General features: G+C 70.8%; 3 protein-coding genes. All 3 read left to right on the forward strand.

Features of this window, described 5'->3' with window-relative positions; translation table 11 throughout:
* Positions 1 to 673, forward strand: a 673-nt coding sequence (locus tag CVO76_RS03235) for an adenosine deaminase family protein (protein WP_432206124.1), incomplete at its 5' end; no start/stop codon positions are given.
* 8 nt (positions 674 to 681) lie between these two features.
* A complete protein-coding gene (locus tag CVO76_RS03240) occupies positions 682 to 1,380 on the forward strand; it encodes a MazG nucleotide pyrophosphohydrolase domain-containing protein (RefSeq protein ID WP_208740655.1) in 699 nt (232 codons plus the stop codon).
* 153 nt (positions 1,381 to 1,533) lie between these two features.
* Complete coding sequence (gene eno, locus CVO76_RS03245) at positions 1,534 to 2,814, forward strand: phosphopyruvate hydratase (protein ID WP_133081978.1); 1,281 nt, start codon at positions 1,534 to 1,536, stop codon at positions 2,812 to 2,814.
* The last annotated feature ends 392 nt before the right edge of the window (positions 2,815 to 3,206 follow it).

Raw genomic sequence — 3,206 nt, forward strand, 5'->3', positions numbered from 1 at the left:
CCGCGGCCAGGAGATCGCCGAGCTCGCCGTCCGCCACCGCGACCGCGGCGCCGTCGGCTTCGACATCGCCGGGGCGGAGAACGGCTTCCTGCCCTCGCGCTTCGCCGACGCCTTCACGTACCTCGCCTCCGAGCAGTTCCCGGCGACCGTGCACGCGGGCGAGGCGGCCGGGCTGGACAGCATCCAGGACGCCCTCGTCGCGGGACGTGCGCTGCGCCTCGGCCACGGCGTCCGCATCGCCGAGGACATCGAGATCGAGGAATCGGCGGACGACGACGCCGCCGACGGCGAGGAGGTCGGCATCGCCAACCTGGGCCGTATCGCCTCCTGGGTCCGCGACCGCGGCATCCCGCTCGAGCTGTGCCCGTCGTCGAACCTGCAGACCGGCGCCATCGCGGCCTTCGGCGACACGATCGACGCCCACCCCTTCGACCTGCTGTACCAGCTGGGCTTCAAGGTCACCGTGAACACCGACAACCGCCTGATGAGCGGTGTGACCCTGACGGGCGAGTTCGAACTCCTCGTCGGCACGTTCGGCTACGACCTCGGCGACCTGCTCGAACTGACCCTCAACGCGGTGGACGCCGCGTTCCTGCCGCTCGAGGACCGCGAAGCCCTGGCCGAGCACATCACCGCGAGCTTCGACAGGGCCGCGGGTCGGGCCGCCGCCTAGCCGCTCCGGTGACGGACGCAGCAGCGGCACGGCCAGGAGCCGCGCCCGGAAGGCCTCCGGGCGCCGCGGTCGGCCGCCTGGTGGAGGTGGTGGACCTCCTCCGCCGGCACTGCCCCTGGACGGCTGCGCTGGAGCCGGCGTCGCTGCTCGAGTACCTCGTCGAGGAGACGTACGAACTCTACGAGGCGGTCGACGACGTCGCCCGCGCCGAGCGGCCGTCGCAGGAGCTCCTGGACGAACTGCGCGGGGAACTGGGGGACGTGCTTTTCCAGGTGGTCCTCCACGCACAGCTGCAGGCCGAGGTCGGATCCTTCGGGCTCGCCGAGGTCGCGGAGGGGCTGACCGCCAAGCTCGTGCGGCGGAATCCCCACGTGTTCTCGCCCGACGGTGCTCTGCGCGGCGGAACGGCCGGATCGGTCGCGGACATCGTCGCCACGTGGCAGGCCGTCAAGCAGCAGGAACGCCCGGCCCGCACGTCGCCGTTCGACGGCATCCCGCACCACCTGCCGGCTCTCGCCTTCGCCGCCAAGACGCTCGCACGGGCGGGAGAGCGGGGCGACGGCGGGCCCGACCCTGCGGGAGAAGCCGGGCTGGGCCGGGAACTGCTGGAGCTGGTGCGGCGCGCCGTGGCGAGCGGCGTGGATCCCGAGCGCGCACTCCGCCGGGCCGTGCTGGACTACCAGCAGGACGTCGTCGGCGGTGCGTGAGCCCTGCGAGGGCGTCGCCCGCGTCACACGCGGGTGATCCACCCCACGTGCAGGACGGACGTGAACTAGGGTGGGAGCAACACCTCCGTTGCTCCGACAAAGACGTCCCAACATGATGTGAACCCCTACACTCCAACGAAGAGGAGCAAATCCATGGCCATCATCGACGCCATCCACGCGAGGGAGATCCTCGATTCCCGCGGCAACCCCACGGTCGAGGTCGAGGTCCTGCTCGACGACGACACCTTCGGCCGCGCGGCCGTCCCCTCCGGTGCCTCGACCGGTGCCTTCGAGGCCAACGAGCGCCGCGACGGCGAGAAGGACCGCTACCTCGGCAAGGGCGTCCTCCAGGCCGTCGAGGCCGTCATCGAGCAGATCCAGCCGGCACTCCTCGGGTTCGACGCCGCGGACCAGCGTGCCATCGACCAGGCGATGATCGACCTGGACGGTACGGAGAACAAGTCCAACCTGGGCGCCAACGCGATGCTGGGTGTCTCCCTCGCCATCGCCCGCGCCGCCGCCGAGTCCTCGGCCCTGCCGCTCTACCGCTACCTCGGCGGCCCGAACGCGCACGTCCTGCCGGTACCCCTGATGAACATCCTCAACGGCGGTTCGCACGCCGACTCGGACGTCGACATCCAGGAATTCATGATCGTCCCGCTCGGCGCGCAGTCCTACTCCGAGGGACTCCGCTGGGGCGTCGAGGTCTACCACGAACTGAAGTCCGTGCTGAAGGAGAAGGGCCTCGCCACCGGCCTCGGCGACGAGGGCGGGTTCGCCCCGAACCTGCCGTCCAACCGCGACGCACTGGATCTCATCACCACCGCCGTCGAGCGCGCGGGCTACACCCCGGGGACCGACATCGCGTTCGCCCTCGACGTCGCCGCCTCCGAGTTCTACAAGGACGGCGCCTACCAGTTCGAGGGCAAGGCCCTCAGCACGGAGGAGATGAGCGCCTACTACGTGGAGCTCGTCCGCGACTACCCGCTGGTCTCCATCGAGGACCCCCTCGACGAGGACGACTGGGAGGGCTGGAAGCACCTCACGGACTCGATCGGCGACAAGGTCCAGCTGGTCGGCGACGACCTGTTCGTCACGAACCCGGTGCGCCTGGCCAAGGGGATCTCGAACCAGACCGCCAACTCGCTGCTGGTGAAGGTCAACCAGATCGGCACCCTCACGGAGACGCTCGACGCCATCTCCATGGCGCAGCGTGCCGGCTACACGACGATCACCTCGCACCGTTCGGGTGAGACCGAGGACACCACGATCGCCGACATCTGCGTGGCCACCAATGCGGGCCAGATCAAGACGGGTGCTCCTGCACGCAGCGAGCGGGTGGCCAAGTACAACCAGCTGCTGCGCATCGAGGAGGAGCTCGACGACGCCGCCCGCTACGCCGGACGCAGCGCCTTCCCGCGTTTCACGGCCTAGTTGATCCGCAGTTGATCGGCAGGGCGGTTACCCTCGTTAAGCGGGTCCCGCGAGGGACCCGACGCGACCACACGCGAAAGCATTGACGAGGAGCTTCATGACTGCCCGCCGCCCCAACGTGCCGCGAGCCGGCCGTCCGACGCCTGTGGCGGAGGAACGGCCGGCTCCCGGGACGGCCAGGGGCCAGACCCCTGCTCACGGCCCGCGGACGTCCGGCTCCGCAACCCCGGCCGGTCCGGGATCGGCCGGTCATGGCCATGTGCCGTCCCCGGGCCGGCCGCGACCCTCGGGATCCGCACTGCCCGGGACCGCCGCACCGCGGACCGCAGGACCCTCCGCGACGAAGGATCCCCGCGGGGCCGGCGGAACGGCGGGAACGACGCCTGCGCGCC

Source organism: Arthrobacter agilis (genome assembly GCF_002953615.1).
GTDB classification, from domain to species: Bacteria; Actinomycetota; Actinomycetes; order Actinomycetales; family Micrococcaceae; genus Arthrobacter_D; species Arthrobacter_D agilis_B.